Genomic DNA, 15,304 nt, shown 5'->3' on the forward strand with positions numbered 1-15,304 from the left:
GATAATTAGAAATGAAAAAAATATATTACTTCTATTTTCCACAACGAAAATTATATATAACACAATGAAATTTAAATATTTCCTCTTTATTCAGCAGACTTGGTATAAACATGAAAATTAGCGGAAGCAGGTAAATCGCTTTACCTTGAGAGATGTACATCGGAGACAATGATAGATAAAAAAATCTAATGATATAAAGAGAAGGCGTAACGAATTGTTCTCAGCAAGCAAGCTGACGTTTCACAATAACCGAGCGTCAGGCAGGCGTGAAACACGCCCTATCCGCTCTGGAAAATGACATTTTTAGTTACAATTACGCCAAAATCGAAAGCATGCGACAATAGCCGGCGCCCGGACAATAGGTTTTATGTCCGTAACCGGGATATCAAAGACACCACCAGCAGCACGACGGATCCGACAATCAAACCAACCACCAGATTCGCCAGATTATTCGCCAATACGGCGACAACGCCGTTGTATTTATCGCCAAAATCGGTGATGAGATGATGCAGCCACGGCAAACCATGAACCACGATGCCGCCGCCGACTAAAAACATCGCCAGCGTCCCGACCACGGAAAGCGCTTTCATCAGCCAGGGCGCGGCCGTCAACAGTCCGGCCCCTACCTTTTGGGCGATAAATGATGATTTTTGTTTAAGCCACAGCCCCAGATCGTCCAGCTTAACGATACCGGCCACAATGCCATATACGCCGACGGTCACCAGAATGGCGATACCGGCCAGAACGATAACCTGATTGAGCAACGGCGATTCCGACACAATACCCAGCGTAATCGCGACAATCTCAGCCGAAAGGATAAAGTCGGTGCGTATCGCCCCTTTCACCTTGTCGTCTTCGTAGGTCGGGGCATCGGACTGCGCCGCCGCAAGTAATCGCTGCTGTCGGGCCTCCGGCGTCTTTTCCGCCTTATCGCGATGTAAACTGTGCATCACCTTTTCCACGCCTTCGTAGCAAAGGAAAGCGCCGCCTATCATCAGCAACGGCGTAATCGCCCAGGGGATGAACGCACTGATCAGTAACGCCACCGGCACCAGAAACAGCTTATTCAGAAAGGAACCTTTCGCCACCCGCCATATCACCGGCAATTCACGGTTCGCCTTAACGCCGCTCACCTGTTGGGCGTTCAGGGAAAGATCGTCCCCCAATACGCCGGCCGTTTTTTTAACGGCCATTTTTCCCATCACGGAAATATCGTCCAGCAACGTGGCGATATCATCCAGCAGCGTCAGTAAACTTGCTCCAGCCAAAGTGTTGTTCCTTATTCCGTTCATTATAGCGACAGCAGGGACACACCTGCCTTTCAGAACCAGCATAGACGTAATTCCCACAGAATCCTACTCGCTCCGTACCGGCGATTTTTCTGACATGGAATGTGCAGCGGGCGTTACGTTTTTTCCGCCATTGCTTCACGCGTCCCGACAAAAATCCGGCGGCGCCCCGGTGGAGGAAAATCCACGCAAATAATTAATAACTTATTAATAAATATCATATTTTTATTATCACTCAAAAAATGTTACCCTTAACATTGGATAAATAACCTCCAATGGAGTAAGGATAAGATTTGCCTATATCGATAAAAAACACTTCAACCTGGCTGCATCTCGGAGCAGGCGCTTTCTTCCGCGCGCATCAGGCCTGGTATCTCAACCAGCTTCGCCAAAAGGGCGACGACCACTGGCACATGGCGTTATCCAACATCCGCAACAGCGCCACCCAAAAGACCCTGCAACAACTTAAAGCCCAGAACGGGCGCTATACGCTCGAAACCCTCTCTCCTGACGGAGAACGCGGCTATGAAACCATTGACGCGGTGGATCAGATCCTGCTGTGGGACAGCCGCCTCGCTTCAACCGTCGCCGTTGGCGCCGACCCAAACACAAAAATTATTTCTTTCACCGTTACCGAAGGCGGATACTTTTTGGATGATGACGACCATCTTGATTTATCCCACCCCGCCATACAGGCCGACCTGCGTGATGAAGGTGAAATAAATACTTTATACGGCGCGCTGACGCTGATCCTGACCGCCCGCCGGCAGCAGCAAAGCGGCCCGGTGACTCTGCTGTGCTGCGACAACCTGCGTCAGAACGGCGACAGTTTTTCGCAGGGTATGCGGGAATTTCTGGCGGCAAAACAGCGCCCCGACCTGATGGCGTGGATGACTGAACAGACTACCGCGCCGAACAGTATGGTCGATCGCATCACCCCGAAATTCGACGATGCGCTCTATACCCGGCTACGGCAACAGGGCATTACCGGCGACGCCGTTCCTCTGTCTTGCGAAAGCTTTGCCCGTTGGGTGATCGAGGATAATTTTGCCAGCGCGCGTCCCGCGCTCGAACAGGTGGGCGTCGAGTTTGTTGACGACGTTACGCCGGTCGAAGAGGCTAAAATTCGACTGCTCAACGCCAGCCACAGCGGCATTGCCTGGGCCGGGGCGTTACAGGGCCGGCGCTATATCGATGAAAGTCTGCCCGCGCAGGTGACGGACTGGATCCGCGATTACGTCCTACAGGATGTCAGCCCCTCCCTTGAGAAACGCGGCGTCGTTCTCGATCTGCCCACCGAATGCGACAGCGTATTGGCCCGTTTCGGCAATCGTTGGGTACGCGATACGGTCGCCCGGGTATCCTCCGACAGTATCGCCAAACTGCATGGTTTTATCGTCCCCACGTTAAAAGACAGCTACCGTCAAGAGCGCGTTCCACAGGCGACGCTGCGTCTGGCGGCGCTCTTTTTTCTCTTTATGCAACGACACCACAGGGGCGAACTGCCGTTCAGTTACGAAGATCGCGCCATTGACAGTATAGAAGTAGACCGTATTTTCAGCGCGGATGATCCGCTGGCCGTCTTTGCCGACCAGCCCGCGCTATTCGGCGTGGTGCGTCGTCACAAAGACTTTACCGATCATCTGCGCGCCGCCGTTGATGAGGTGCGGACAACGCTCCATGCGTCACCTGAGGGAATATGACATGAAAAAACATTTGATCATTGTGCTGGGGACGATTGTCGCCGCAGCACTGTCCATATTGGCTCTCTATCGATGGCCGATTGCCCTGGGAACCCTGGCGGCATGGGTAACCACCGGCTCTTTCTTTTTACAGGTACTGCATATTATTCGTAATAAAGATACCACCGGTATCTCGCTTGGCATGTACGCCGCACTGTTCTTTGGCGTTTCCTGCTGGACCGCTTACGGCTTTAAAGTACAGGATATGCCGGTCATGACCGCTAACGGCATCACCACGCTGTTGGCTATCGTGGTTATTATGTTGAAGCTCTACAACGAGCGTGAGGTAAAGGTGAAGCGCCCCGCGCCCCGTAGTGCGACGGGGAAAGCGCCATTGTCATCGTCCCCTAGCCCATTGCCGGTAACCGGAGCGCTTAAAAGCAAGCAGCTTTGAATCAATAACGACCCTCGGTTGAAGCGGCAAATTTTTCGATAGCTTGTCGTTAACCGAATAGGTCGTTGGCGTGGCCTGACCGCCCGTTGGGCAAACGCGCTTCCCACAGCGGTTTGCCGCTGACACGACGACCGTTTCGCCTCTTAGCGCAGCCGCGCCTGATGATAAGGGCGCGCTTCACTCATAGGTAATCGCGGCAAACAGCAGATGCGCCTCCCCGGATGCGGGCAGGACGTCGATGACGTTGTCGTTCCACCATGCGCCCTGTCCGCGCGCGAACGACCTATCCCCCACTCGCCAGCGCCCGGCAATCACCCAGAAAACCCCCGCGGCGGCCTGCTGCGGCTGTCGGGTGGCGATTACCGTCGCCCGACACACCCCGCGGCGCGTCATAACATTGAAATCCAGGCTCTCCGGGCCGGACAAACGGGCGTGCACCGCCGCCTCTCCGGCAAAAGCAAAAGGCTGGTGCAGCGCCAATTGCTGGTCAAACGCCCCCGGCGACGTCAGCGCCACCCCCTCGCCTTCCAATAGGGTAATCACCCGGTCTACCCCCGGGAAAAGAGAGAAAGCGCCGCTGGCAGCGATACTGGCGATACTGGCGCGCCACGCAAACGACGCCGACTGCGGCGGAAAACTGACGATTTCCCGCGTTTCGCCGCCGCCATTACGCCAGCGCGTCACCGGCAGGCTCTCGGTATCATAAAATTCGATCATGGATTACGCTCTGTTGGGTGCGGGGACGACGCGTCGTCCCGATGATTATGCCAAGTGTCCGAGGCGAATGTCCCTCATCGCGGCGCGTCGCTACCGGCCCTCACGGGCAAACTCCAGCGCCGACTGTAGCATGGCCTGAAGATGGGTCTGTAGCAGTTGGGCTTTTTGCGGTTGCCAGCGCCAGGGCGGCGTTTCATCCATATAACTGCACTGCGTCAGCTCCATCTGCACCGCATGTATTCCCTGGCTCGGCTGACCGTAGTGGCGGGTGATGTATCCACCGGTATAGCGTCCATTTTCCACCTGAGTGAACGGCGCGGCGGCGCGAGCGATTGTCGCGATACGCTGCTGCAACGCGGGGGCGCAGCTCGCGCCTTTATTGGTGCCAATATTGAAATCGGGCAAGCGTCCGTCGAAAAACTGCGGCAAGAGAGAACGGATGGAATGCGCATCCCACAGCACGACCCTGGGGAATCGGGCCTTCAGGCGCAGCAACTCCTCGGCAAGCTTGTCGTGCCAGGGCTGCCAGTAGCGGCGGCGACGTGCCTGCACCTCATCGGGAGAGGGCGCGGCGCCCGGCAGATAAACCGGCCCGCCGTCAAAACGCGTCTCCGGACACAGCCCGGTGGTGGCCTGCCCCGGATAGAGACTGGCGCCATCCGGCGGACGGTTGAGATCGACCACATAGCGTGAGCAGGTGGCCTGTAGCCATGACGCCCCCATCTGTCTGGCAAAGGCATAAAGCTGCTCGATGTGCCAGTCGGTGTCAGGCACACTCCGCGCTTCAGGCGTCAGGGCGCCGGCTACCTCATCGGGCAGCCAGACGCCGGTATGGGGCATGGTGATAAATAACGGTTCGCTGCCCTGATGAAAAATGAACGGCGCTGGGGTAGTCATGATGTCAATCTCCCGGTCAAATTTGTTGCAATAACTGCCGACGTACAGCGGCGAACGCCGCCAGCGCCGACGGATGCAGCAGGTGTTGACGATCAACCCGCTGCCGGCCGCCGGTCCACACCCGCTGCACCGCCGAACTGCGCGAACTGCCGAACAGATGGCCTGCCAGAATGTTGTCCGCCGGCAGCAGCGCCAGCGCCGCATGTTCGGCGTCCAGCTCCACCAGATCGGCGCGCTGGCCTACGGCAAGCCCGGCCACGTTACGGCCGCTGGCCTGCGCGCCGCCGTGCAGCGCACCCAGATACAGGCCGGCGGCGACGTCGGACTGCTGTCGGTCGGCGCAGACATTGCGCTGGCGGAACTGCAAACGCTGAGAATATTCCAGCATCAGTAGTTCTTCCGCGGCGCTGACGGCAACATTGCTGTCGGAGCCGATCCCCCAGTGGCCGCCATGCTGACGCCACTGGGGGAAGTCGAACATACCGTCGCCCAAATTGGCCTCGGTGGTGGGGCACAGTCCGGCTACCGCGCCGCTGCCGGCCGCGCGGCGATACTCCGACTCCGTCATGTGGGTGGCATGGATCAGACACCAGCGGCGATCGACCGGCTGGTGCTCCAGCAGCCATTCGACAGGCCGCAGGCCGCTCCAGGCCAGGCAGTCTTCCACCTCTTTGAGCTGTTCGGCAACGTGGATATGGATCGGCGCCTCCGTATCCATCTGTTTAATACCGGTCAACAGTTGCGTCAGGGCGTGTTCGGAGATAGCGCGCAGCGAATGCGGCGCTACGCCCAGCCGCACCTGACCGTCGCGCGTCAGCGACATCAATTGTTGCCATAGCGTAAGAAACTGTTCGGTGTCGTTGATGAAGCGCCGCTGCTTCGCCTCCGGCGGCTGACCGCCGAAACCGCTATTCTGATAGCACACCGGCAGCAGCGTCAGCCCGATACCGGTATGCTGCGCCGCGTTGATCAGGCTGCGGCACAGCGTCGCCGGATCGGCATACGGTTTACCGTCGGGCTGATGGTGCACATAGTGAAACTCGCACACCGAGGTGTAACCCGCTTCCAGCATTTCGCTGTACAACCAGGTGGCGACGATCTCAAGCTGCTCCGGTGAAATCTTCGCCGCAAAGTCATACATCAGGTTACGCCAACTCCAGAAGCTGTCCTGCTTCTGCTGCCGGTACTCCGTCAGGCCGCTAAACGCGCGCTGGAAAGCGTGTGAGTGCAGGTTGACCATTCCCGGCAGCAGCCAGCCGGCCTGTTCAACCTCGGGCGGGCGGCAACAGTCTGGGACAACCCGGCGGATCTCGCCCCGATCGTCCCACTCGAGCAATACGTCACGATGCCAGCCGTCATTCAGCAACGCGTGTTGGGCAAAAAGTTGATTCGCTATCATGGTGGTTTATTACCTGATGTAGAAAAAAGATCGGTCTGGCGTCTCAGTGCTGGGACAAGACCGACTGAAGAAACCGCTGGGTACGCTCGCCGCGCGGGGCGCCGAAAATCTGCGCCGGCGTCCCGGACTCAATAATGCCGCCGCCGTCCATCACCACCACCCGATCGGCGACTTCACGCGCAAACCCCATCTCATGGGTGACGACAATCATGGTCATGCCCTCCTGCGCCAGTAATTTCATAACCTGTAGCACCTCGCCCACCAATTCAGGATCGAGCGCCGAGGTCGGTTCGTCGAACAGCATCACCGTCGGCGACATCGCCAGCGCCCGGGCGATCGCCACCCGCTGTTTCTGCCCGCCCGACAGGCTGCCCGGCATGGCCTGCGCCTTGGCGGACAAGCCGACCTTTTCCAGCAGTTGCATCGCCTGCTGACGAACGGCGGCTTTGCTCATGTCGCGCAGCATCATCGGCGCCACGCAGATGTTCTCCAGCACCGATAAATGGGGGAACAGGTTGAAGGACTGGAACACCATGCCGACCTCTTTGCGCAATTGGTTGAGCTGAGGTTCGGCCAGCATCTTGCCGCCGCTGATCAGCGGCCGCCCGCACAGCGTGACATCCCCCTCTTCCGGGTGTTCAAGACCGTTGCAGCAGCGCAGAAAAGTGCTTTTCCCCGATCCGCTGGGGCCGATGATCACCACGACCTCCCCCGGGAAAACGTCGAAATCAATGCCGCGCAGCACCGTATTGTCGCCAAAACGTTTGCCAAGACGGCGGATGGTGATCACTGCGGGTGTCTCTGTGGATTGATGGTCGGTCATTACTGCACCCCCTTCATATGATGACGTTTCTCAAAATAACGCAGCGCCACAACGGAAATGCCCGTCAGGATAAAGTACACGCCGGCCACCACCAGATAGGTTTCCAAATCGCGGTAAGAGTTGCTGATTATCGTCGTGCCGGCCTGCATCACATCCTGAATGGTGATCAGGGAAACCAGCGCGGAGTTCTTTATCAGCGCGATAAATTCATTGCCCAGCGGCGGGATCATGCGCACCAGCGCCTGCGGCAGAATGATTTTGTACATCGCCTGTACACCGGACATCCCCAGCGAGCGCGCCGCTTCGTTCTGACCGCGTTCGATAGAGGTAATCGCTCCCCGGACAATTTCCGAAATATAGGCGCTGGAATAAAGCCCAAGGCCGATAACGCCGCAGAAAAAGGACGGCAACATCACGCCAAAACGCGGCAGGCCGTAATACCAGATAAACAGCTGCACCAGCAGCGGCGTGCCGCGGATCAAGGTCACATAGGCGCTGGACACGGCATACAGTACGCGGCGCTGCGGGTTAAGCCGGGCGATGCCCACCAGCAGACCGAGCGAACACCCCACCAGCAGCGCGCACAGGGTAATTTCGATAGTCACCAGCGTGCCGGCCAGCAGGGCGTCGCTGCTGGCGAATACCGGCGCAAAGTTCAGGTCTAGATTCATAAAAATATCCTGCGATACGTGGCGGTTCTGCGAGCGTCATTTGACGCCCGCGGTGGTTACGCGTTAGCTGGCGGGAAACCATTTATCCATCAGACTCTGGTATACGCCGTTCGCCTTGAGCGCTTCGATGGCGCCGTCGATATCATCGCGCAGCTGCGGCAGATCTTTACGCACCGCGATCCCGTATTCTTCAGACGTCAGTTGGTCTTGTAGAATCCGTACCCCGCCTTTGGTGCGCGCATATTGAAAGGCGGCCGGTTTGCCCGTCACCGCGGCATCGACGCGGCCGATGCTGACCAGGTTGAACATCTGCTGGTTTTTCTCCACTTCCACCAGACGCACCTCCGGCATATTGCCGTGCAGCCATGCCACCGACTTGGTGCCCACCTGAACGCTGGCGCTTTTACCTTTCAGGTCGTCATGGGTTTTGATTGCGGCGTTGTCCTCTTTCACCACCACCACCAGCCCGCCGGTCAGATAGGGTTTGGTGAAGTTCACCACCTGCGCCCGTTCCGGCGTGATGTAAATGCCCGATACCGCAATATCGGCCCGCTGTGAGGTCAGGTTGGGGATCAACCCCTTGAAGTCAACGTTTGTCCACTGCACCGGCCGATTCAACTGCTTGCCGATAGCCTCTACCAGTTCGATATCGAAACCGCTGAACTTGTTGTTTTCCATAAACTCCAGCGGTGGGAAAGTCGCATCCGTGACGGCTTTAATCGGTTCTCCCTGTTGTGCAAAGGCCAGACCGGAAACACAGGACAGTCCGATGGCGAACAGGGTGTTTAACAAAGCACGACGGGTAACTGACATACATTTTTTCCTCTGGTTAAACGACGTTATGGTTCCCCTACGGGCCACGACGTCAAAAATCTTTTAAGTGCTGATGAATACGTGCGACGGCTGCGGCCGTCATGCCAATCAGATCCGCCTGCTTGCCGGCTACCCGCTGCGAAGGCGCCATCAGGCTCAGCGCGCCGAGTAGCTTGCGGTTGGGCGTCAATAACGGAAAACTGACGCCCCAGATGCCGGCATCCACTTCACTGTCGCTGTAGGCATAGCCCTGCTCACGGATCGCCTGTAACTGCTGCGCCACCGCGGCGCGCTGCTCGGGATGAGGAAACTCCAGCGGCAGAATGTGGCGCAACTCAGCCTCCGCCAGATGCGCCAACAGGCATTTTGCGGTCGCGCCGGCCCGCAGCGGCACGCTGCGCCCTTTTTCGAAAGAACAACGCAGCGACTGCGTCGCTTCAATCATGCTGACGCAGACGGCCTGCCGGTTAATCGCCACGGTGATGGCGACCGTCTCCTGAGAGGCATCGGACAGCCAGCGCATATCCTCCTGCGCGTACTGCGTCAGCAAAGCGGTTTCATCAAATCCCATTGCCAGTTGCAGACTCACCGGCCCCGGCGCGTACAGACTTCCGATTTCCATGACGAACCCCCAACGCCGAAGGATCGCCAACTGACGGTACAACGTACTTTTGGCCAACCCGGTCATTTTCATCAGTTCGGTGGCGCTGGCCGGCCGGCCAAACTGCGCGATGGTTTTAAGGATCATCAGCACCCGCTCCTGCGCGGTGATGATCTCTTCCGCCTGATTGGCAACGGCATAAGACACTTTCGGCATGGTGGATCCCCGGTATGCGAATCAATGAAATCAGGTGACGGATATTACGCTGATATCACTAAAGCAGAGGTCATGCCATATTTTGGGAAATAAATTCCCATATAATGAGAACAATCATAAATACAATGAATTAACCCGGATAAAAAATCAAAAAAGCTGGCCAAAAACCCACTATTCGGCGTGACGAAAAAAATTTTCCCGTCTGGCGATCGCCGACAGCGGCGTGGTGTTGCACCATTTTGATGAACGAAAAGCACCAAAATGGCGCATACGCTTTAGATTCTGACAGGGAGTTTCGCAGGACTTATGCCCAGGCTGCACGTCGACCGACGTACCGGTCATGCTGACGGCGGAGAAACGTTCGGGCGCGTTTCATCACCGCCTGGTTCATTATTTGTGTAGTAAGAGACAGCGACGCCGGGGGATACTACTCGGCACCGGCGGTATCGGCAGTCAGCAACAGCCGCCGTAGATTTTCACTCATTGGGAAATGGAGATTAATCTGGCTTCCGGGAAGCGGTTGAGTAAACCAGCGTGAATAAATTCGCTCTATTTCGTGACTGGCGTAAATCTGCCGTAATGCGGCATTGACCGCCACGCGAAAATCCTCATCATCACGGCGCATCATAAAGCCATATTCTGTTCCCTCATCAAGCGACTCGCTGGAAATCGCGTAATCCTGTGGATTGGGAGATAGAGCAACCAGGGCGTGCAGCAAGATGTCGTCCATGGCAAAAGCAGAAACCTTTTCCTGACCGACCATATCGAACGCTTTTTGCAGGGTATCCGTGGATACAATGGAGAGATTCAGTTTCTTTTCCCGGTTGGCCTGATTGATCTGGCCGACATTGACCGTCCCAAGCACAATACTGACGCTCCTGCCGCGTAAGTTTTCCAACGTACTCAGATGATTTTTACGCAGAGAAACATAGCGGGTGCCCACCAGGAAATAACCGGTGGAAAAGGCGGCGCTGCGACTCCGCTCCACGGTCTTGGTACTGGCCACGCATTCGATATCGATAGCTCCGCTACCAAGCAGTTGTATTCTATTCGCCGGCGTGCGAAACACATATTCGATGTTGAGCTTATCCAATCCCAGCCGGATCCTGAGCGACTCGGCGATACGATTGCACAAATCGATCGAATAGCCGGTCACGACCCCCGCCGGACCAACGTAGGAAAACGGCGGCGTATTGCCATAGCCGATGCGGAGCGTCCCGGTCAGCCGCATCCGCTCAAGCGTGGGGATGATATCGTCAGCCCGCGAAACATGGCTTCCCATGACAGCGGCAATGAACAAGCCAATAAGAAAATGATGCCAGCGTTTACCATATCCGCACATCGCTCATTGCTCCTTTAATCAAGGTAATCTTTCGGCTGCGCCAAAACCGCCTTGAGATTTTGCGGCATGGGAAAACGAAGATTGACGCCATCGGGCGGGATCGGGGAAAGAAACCATTTATCATAAATGGCCTTGATTTCTCCCTGCGTGAAAATACGATACAGTTCTTTATTCACCACTTGCCTGAAAGCCAACTCCCCTGGCGGCAGAAGAATGCCATAGGGTTCGGGGCGACTTAAGTGATCGTCCGAAAGAACGAAATCGGACGGATTGGCGGAAGACGCCACCAACCCCGCCAGCAGAATATCATCGGTGACGAAGGCCGATACCTTGCCGTTTGCAACCAGTTCAAAGGCTTCCTGGTTTATTTTCTTCAGCACGACGGAAATATTCAGCTTCATACGCATATTGACCGCATTCAACTGTTCGAGATTGATCGTCCCGCTGCTCACCGAGACACTGCGCCCGGCTAAATCCTCAATACGTCTGATGCCGGAGCGCTTCAACGCGACAAAGCGGGTAGACGCCACGAAGTGCGGATAGGAAAACTCGACCTGTTTCCGCCGTTCGCTATTATTCGTCGTCGCGGCGCATTCCAGATCGATCCCGCGGTTACGGATAAACGGCAAACGCGTTGCCGTTGTTACCGGGACAAAAACAATCCGTATCTCATTCAGTCCCAGATACTTTTTTATTCCGTCCACAATGCGCAAGCAGATATCGATTGAATAACCCACCGCCTTACCCTCCACCTGATAGGAAAAAGGCGGTTCATCCACGCGGTAGCCTATTCTGATCGTTGTGGTCTGTGCGATTTTCGTCAGCACGCTGTCCGTCGGCGCCACAGCAACCGCCGGTTGCGACAGCAAGGCCAATATCATGGCGATAACCCTTCCGCGCCGGGCCTCAACCCGGCAGTAACGGTATAAAAGACACAAAACCATGTGAAGAGGCCTAGGGGTATATTGGCGTCCCGGAACCCAAAAGCGCTGCAAAATATACCGCATCGTTCAACCTGCCATTGCCGTTATGGGCGCCGCTTCGCCGGTTCGGCGGCCCTGAACATATTGACAACCTGCCTGACCTAACAGCTCCAGTTGCCGATCGGTTTCCACCCCTTCCGCCAGGGTTTCCATCCCCAACTGATGAACCAGGGCAAGGATATTGCTCACAATAATACGTTTCGACTCGCACGCTTCCAGACCGGCGATCAGCGTTTTATCCAACTTCACCCGGCTAAAAGGAAAATAGGCCAGGCAGTCCAACGAGGCATAACCGGTCCCCAAATCATCCAACGCAATACCGATATCCATGTTTTGTATCTGCTGTAGCACCGGCAGCGCTTTTGGGCGATCCAGCAAAACAGACTCTGTTATCTCAAGCGCAAGACGCGAGGCCGGCAACCCGCTTTGTTCCAGCGCGCCGGTCAGGATATCGATCAGCCCGGGATGGTGAACCTGAACGCTCGATATATTCACCGAAACCTGCTGATGCGCTGAAAAATGCAGCATGGCATCGGTACAGGCTTGCTGGATAATCCACTCCCCCAGCCTGACAATCAGCCCGGTTCTCTCCGCCAGCGCGATAAACGCCTCCGGCATCAACAGTTCCCCGGAGGCATGACGCCAGCGCACCAGCGCTTCATAACCGACAATGATATTATCCGACAGACGCCTCAACGGCTGATAATAAAGTTCGAACTCCCCGCGGGACATGGCGCCTTCAATATCCAGTTCCCGGGTATGCGGCATGGCGCTCGGCATCACCATCCCATACTCAAAATAGTGATAATTACTCCGCCCGGTGTTTTTAGAGACATAAAGCGCCAGATCGGCGTTCTTCATCAGGGTGTGGGAGGTCTCGCCATGTAAAGGCGCGCTGGCGATACCGACGCTGATCCCAACGCAAAACTCATGCCCATGACAGTAAAAAGGCGCTGAAATGGCTTTAATCACCTGCTCCGCCAGGTGCTGCGCCGCCTGTATCGGCTTGTCCCGAACCGGCTGGATCACGGCGAATTCATCACCCCCCAGGCGGGCAATCACATCATCATTGCCGAGCAGTAAGGAAATCCGTTCGCTGACGTTAATCAGCAACTCATCCCCCACAGGATGACCATAGGTATCATTCACTTTTTTGAAATAGTCGAGATCGAGCAACATCAGATTAAAACGCGAGTTTTTCGACGTCAGCCGGACAATGGCGCTTTCCAGCGCCCCGCTGAAAAAAGTGCGGTTTGGCAGACCGGTCAGCGGATCATGGTGAGCCATATATTCCATTTTCTGGGCGGTTTCTTTTATTTTCTGGAGATGTTCCCGCTCAACCATCGCCTGCCGCAGTTTTTCGATGGCCACAGCCAGATGACCGATTTCATCATCCCGCTGCAAGAATGGCGTGATGTTGGCGGTATCGCCATGGGCAATACGCGTCAGCGCCTGAATCAGCATCGGTACGGAATGAAAAAACTGTCTCATGAGCAGCGTGACCGCCAGCCCCGTCGCCAGCAACACGATCCACAGGGCGATCAGTGAATTGCTCAACAAGGTATTATGGATGCGGTAAAGATCCTGCTTTTCGCCGATACTGCTGACCAATGCGCCCAATAATTTCCCCGATGGCGCCAGTACCGGAAGAATGCTGGCGAAATAGGTCTTACCGTCAATAGACACAAAACCGGCGAAAGCCTCCGTCAGCGCATCCGGCTGCATCCGCGTCTTTTCTTCCAGCGCCAGAATATGGCCGCTCGCCATACCGCTGGCGTCCGTAATACTGATAAATCCGTCATCTTCACCATAATGAAACAGCCAGACAGGGTTGTTGGTCTGCATCGCAACCAGGGAAAGCACGTCGACGGGATTGAATCCCGTCTGCAAAATGGACTCATCGTCTCCCAGAAAATTTTCCGTCACAATGCCCGTTATCTGCCCGGATGCATCCATGCGGGCGATGACCGACGTATATATACTGCGAACGATATAACTAATGATATGGGCATTGGTATTAGCCTGACGCCGCCACTGTTCCTGCGAATTCTTATCGACAATAAACCAACCCGCCGCGGCCCCGACGCCATATGAAAAAAGAATACCGACAAGAAGGAATAAAGTGACTTTACCTAGAATCGAACGATACCAACGTTGCCGACGATGCGAGGTAACCCTGTCCTCATCCGGTATTGCTCCATCTAATTCCTCAGTTACTCTGGTTCGGGATATCATCGCCAAAACTCTTCATCCGTTACAAGTGTTTGTATAGTTGAGCGTGAAATATATTGTTTTTAAAAAAATAAAAAGAACATGCGCAGGTAATGAAGAAACACACTAGGACTTCTGTCTGTTATAGATAGCATTGAAGAAATATTTGTTTATACCCGCCATACTTCAGGTTGCGGCAATGTCGCCGTCCGCGATTATCCTGGCTTGTGTTCGGCCGCGGCCAGCCGCGTTTCTGCCTATTAAACGTTACAGGTATATGCACTTAGTGGAAAAATGAATAATTAAAATATTCCTTTCTCTCCTCTGTTTATACCATCAAAAATAAAGTCTACAACAGATTCTTTAAAAGAATTTATCGCGATGATGGAAAGAAAACATGTGACGTTAAAATAACGCGTTAACATATTTACAATGGCGGTCTGAGAAAGAGAATTAATAAACAAATTAAAAGACGACAAGCAATTTTTCAGCCTACCACACAATATCTGATTTGTAGCATGATTATCTGTACATCAGGACGTCGGCCGCCACGGCAGGCCGCTTCAGCCATCAACGCCGCGCGGCATTTACCATTTAAGATTTAACCGAACACGTTTGTCGCACTGATTAACATTCGTTTGCTGCTATACTCAACTTTCATCTTTTCATCAGGTTACCGTCAATGCGCTATCTACTTCCTCTTCTGTTATCACTGGCAACCGTGAGTTGCAGTACGTCACAGCCGACGCCGAATGATATTGATCCGGTTCCGCCCAGCCGCTTGATGCTGTATCAAAACACCCCGACCACGCCTTATGCAACGCTGGTCGTCATTCGGGATAAAGGCTGGCTGGCGGGCGCCTGTCGTATCGGCGTGATGATCGATAATGAATTCGCCGGCTCGATCGCCTCAGCGGAGAAAGCGGAGTTCCTGGTCCCCGTCGGGCAACACACGGTGAGTCTGGGTCAGGACGGCTTTTATAACCCCTGCATCTGGCGCGATGCCTCGGGCAGTCAAACGCCGTCCCTGAAAGCCGGGGAAACGCGCTTTTTACGCATCAGCGGCAGCACCAGTGCAGGATTTACCCTGCATCCCGCATCGGGATTTGCTGCGCGGTAACAGAAGCCAGGATGGCCTCCGGCGTCCGCCAGTGACAGTCCCACATCGACTCAGGATGGGCCGGCATCCTGAGCGATATATTGCCG

14 protein-coding genes are annotated in these 15,304 nt (G+C 55.3%); 3 read left to right on the plus strand and 11 right to left on the minus strand.

The features are described from left to right. Positions 1 to 365 precede the first annotated feature (365 nt). Positions 366 to 1,268 (minus strand): DUF808 family protein, encoded by a 903-nt coding sequence (locus tag HOY33_RS17640; RefSeq protein WP_172291449.1) that lies wholly within the window; start codon positions 1,266 to 1,268, stop codon positions 366 to 368. Between the two features lie 314 nt (positions 1,269 to 1,582). On the opposite strand from HOY33_RS17640, the gene dalD reads away from it, so the two are divergent. Both dalD and HOY33_RS17650 read left to right on the plus strand, forming a co-directional pair. Next, positions 1,583 to 2,992 (plus strand): D-arabinitol 4-dehydrogenase, encoded by a 1,410-nt coding sequence (gene dalD / locus HOY33_RS17645; RefSeq protein WP_172291450.1) that lies wholly within the window; start codon positions 1,583 to 1,585, stop codon positions 2,990 to 2,992. A 1-nt stretch (position 2,993) separates the two neighbouring features. After that, positions 2,994 to 3,425 (plus strand): SemiSWEET family sugar transporter, encoded by a 432-nt coding sequence (locus HOY33_RS17650; RefSeq protein ID WP_172291451.1) that lies wholly within the window; start codon positions 2,994 to 2,996, stop codon positions 3,423 to 3,425. Between the two features lie 177 nt (positions 3,426 to 3,602). Here HOY33_RS17650 and HOY33_RS17655 read toward each other — a convergent pair whose 3' ends face one another. The 10 genes from HOY33_RS17655 to HOY33_RS17700 all read right to left on the minus strand — a co-directional run bounded on the left by HOY33_RS17655 (position 3,603) and on the right by HOY33_RS17700 (position 14,122). Beyond that, the gene (locus tag HOY33_RS17655; protein ID WP_172291452.1) at positions 3,603 to 4,142 is read right to left on the minus strand and encodes a HutD family protein; all 540 of its coding nucleotides are present in this window, start codon (positions 4,140 to 4,142) and stop codon (positions 3,603 to 3,605) included. A gap of 90 nt (positions 4,143 to 4,232) precedes the next feature. Further along, complete coding sequence (gene hutG / locus HOY33_RS17660) at positions 4,233 to 5,039, minus strand: N-formylglutamate deformylase (RefSeq protein ID WP_172291453.1); 807 nt, start codon at positions 5,037 to 5,039, stop codon at positions 4,233 to 4,235. 16 nt (positions 5,040 to 5,055) lie between these two features. Further along, positions 5,056 to 6,438, minus strand: a complete 1,383-nt coding sequence (locus HOY33_RS17665) for a formimidoylglutamate deiminase (protein ID WP_172291454.1) — start codon at positions 6,436 to 6,438, stop codon at positions 5,056 to 5,058. Between the two features lie 43 nt (positions 6,439 to 6,481). Beyond that, complete coding sequence (locus HOY33_RS17670) at positions 6,482 to 7,228, minus strand: amino acid ABC transporter ATP-binding protein (RefSeq protein WP_172291513.1); 747 nt, start codon at positions 7,226 to 7,228, stop codon at positions 6,482 to 6,484. Positions 7,229 to 7,260: 32 nt separating this feature from the next. Continuing rightward, a complete protein-coding gene (locus HOY33_RS17675; RefSeq protein ID WP_172291455.1) occupies positions 7,261 to 7,932 on the minus strand; it encodes an amino acid ABC transporter permease in 672 nt (223 codons plus the stop codon). 63 nt (positions 7,933 to 7,995) lie between these two features. After that, positions 7,996 to 8,745, minus strand: a complete 750-nt coding sequence (locus HOY33_RS17680) for a transporter substrate-binding domain-containing protein (RefSeq protein ID WP_172291456.1) — start codon at positions 8,743 to 8,745, stop codon at positions 7,996 to 7,998. Between the two features lie 52 nt (positions 8,746 to 8,797). Next, complete coding sequence (locus HOY33_RS17685) at positions 8,798 to 9,562, minus strand: IclR family transcriptional regulator (RefSeq protein WP_172291457.1); 765 nt, start codon at positions 9,560 to 9,562, stop codon at positions 8,798 to 8,800. Positions 9,563 to 9,989: 427 nt separating this feature from the next. After that, positions 9,990 to 10,904: an amino acid ABC transporter substrate-binding protein gene (locus tag HOY33_RS17690; RefSeq protein WP_216660565.1), complete on the minus strand. Its 915-nt coding sequence runs from the start codon at positions 10,902 to 10,904 to the stop codon at positions 9,990 to 9,992. A 14-nt stretch (positions 10,905 to 10,918) separates the two neighbouring features. Then, positions 10,919 to 11,785, minus strand: coding sequence for an amino acid ABC transporter substrate-binding protein (locus HOY33_RS17695; protein ID WP_172291458.1), 867 nt, complete (start codon positions 11,783 to 11,785; stop codon positions 10,919 to 10,921). Positions 11,786 to 11,914: 129 nt separating this feature from the next. Further along, positions 11,915 to 14,122 carry a GGDEF domain-containing phosphodiesterase gene (locus HOY33_RS17700; protein WP_172291459.1) on the minus strand — a complete coding sequence of 736 codons (2,208 nt, stop codon included), beginning with the start codon at positions 14,120 to 14,122 and terminating at the stop codon, positions 11,915 to 11,917. 658 nt (positions 14,123 to 14,780) lie between these two features. Here HOY33_RS17700 and HOY33_RS17705 point away from each other — a divergent pair. Further along, positions 14,781 to 15,218 (plus strand): hypothetical protein, encoded by a 438-nt coding sequence (locus HOY33_RS17705; protein ID WP_172291460.1) that lies wholly within the window; start codon positions 14,781 to 14,783, stop codon positions 15,216 to 15,218. Positions 15,219 to 15,304 lie beyond the last annotated feature (86 nt).

This window comes from Brenneria sp. hezel4-2-4 (assembly GCF_013155275.1).
Classification (GTDB): domain Bacteria; phylum Pseudomonadota; class Gammaproteobacteria; order Enterobacterales; family Enterobacteriaceae; genus Brenneria.